This is a genomic window from Allocoprococcus comes (assembly GCF_013300725.1).
GTDB lineage: Bacteria > Bacillota > Clostridia > Lachnospirales > Lachnospiraceae > Allocoprococcus > Allocoprococcus comes_A.
Genome location: NZ_JAAIMM010000081.1, coordinates 1 through 1537 on the forward strand (window position 1 = coordinate 1; position 1537 = coordinate 1537).

Annotated in this window: 1 rRNA gene; it reads left to right on the forward strand. The window is 53.2% G+C overall.

The window, feature by feature from the left end:
• A 16S ribosomal RNA gene (locus tag G4407_RS16055) occupies positions 1-1528 on the forward strand.
• Positions 1529-1537: the final 9 nt, after the last annotated feature.

Sequence of the window (1537 nt, forward strand, 5' to 3'; positions counted from 1 at the left end):
AACGAGAGTTTGATCCTGGCTCAGGATGAACGCTGGCGGCGTGCTTAACACATGCAAGTCGAACGAAGCACCTGGATTTGATTCTTCGGATGAAGATCCTTGTGACTGAGTGGCGGACGGGTGAGTAACGCGTGGGTAACCTGCCTCATACAGGGGGATAACAGTTAGAAATGACTGCTAATACCGCATAAGACCACAGGGTCGCATGACCTGGTGGGAAAAACTCCGGTGGTATGAGATGGACCCGCGTCTGATTAGGTAGTTGGTGGGGTAACGGCCTACCAAGCCGACGATCAGTAGCCGACCTGAGAGGGTGACCGGCCACATTGGGACTGAGACACGGCCCAAACTCCTACGGGAGGCAGCAGTGGGGAATATTGCACAATGGGGGAAACCCTGATGCAGCGACGCCGCGTGAGCGAAGAAGTATTTCGGTATGTAAAGCTCTATCAGCAGGGAAGAAAATGACGGTACCTGACTAAGAAGCACCGGCTAAATACGTGCCAGCAGCCGCGGTAATACGTATGGTGCAAGCGTTATCCGGATTTACTGGGTGTAAAGGGAGCGTAGACGGCTGTGTAAGTCTGAAGTGAAAGCCCGGGGCTCAACCCCGGGACTGCTTTGGAAACTATGCAGCTAGAGTGTCGGAGAGGTAAGTGGAATTCCCAGTGTAGCGGTGAAATGCGTAGATATTGGGAGGAACACCAGTGGCGAAGGCGGCTTACTGGACGATGACTGACGTTGAGGCTCGAAAGCGTGGGGAGCAAACAGGATTAGATACCCTGGTAGTCCACGCCGTAAACGATGACTACTAGGTGTCGGGGAGCAAAGCTCTTCGGTGCCGCAGCAAACGCAATAAGTAGTCCACCTGGGGAGTACGTTCGCAAGAATGAAACTCAAAGGAATTGACGGGGACCCGCACAAGCGGTGGAGCATGTGGTTTAATTCGAAGCAACGCGAAGAACCTTACCTGCTCTTGACATCCCGGTGACCGGCATGTAATGATGCCTTTTCTTCGGAACACCGGTGACAGGTGGTGCATGGTTGTCGTCAGCTCGTGTCGTGAGATGTTGGGTTAAGTCCCGCAACGAGCGCAACCCTTATCTTCAGTAGCCAGCATTTCAGGTGGGCACTCTGGAGAGACTGCCAGGGATAACCTGGAGGAAGGTGGGGATGACGTCAAATCATCATGCCCCTTATGAGCAGGGCTACACACGTGCTACAATGGCGTAAACAAAGGGAAGCAAACCTGTGAGGGTAAGCAAATCTCAAAAATAACGTCTCAGTTCGGATTGTAGTCTGCAACTCGACTACATGAAGCTGGAATCGCTAGTAATCGCGAATCAGCATGTCGCGGTGAATACGTTCCCGGGTCTTGTACACACCGCCCGTCACACCATGGGAGTTGGTAACGCCCGAAGTCAGTGACTCAACCGTAAGGAGAGAGCTGCCGAAGGTGGGACCGATAACTGGGGTGAAGTCGTAACAAGGTAGCCGTATCGGAAGGTGCGGCTGGATCACCTCCTTTCTAAGGAAG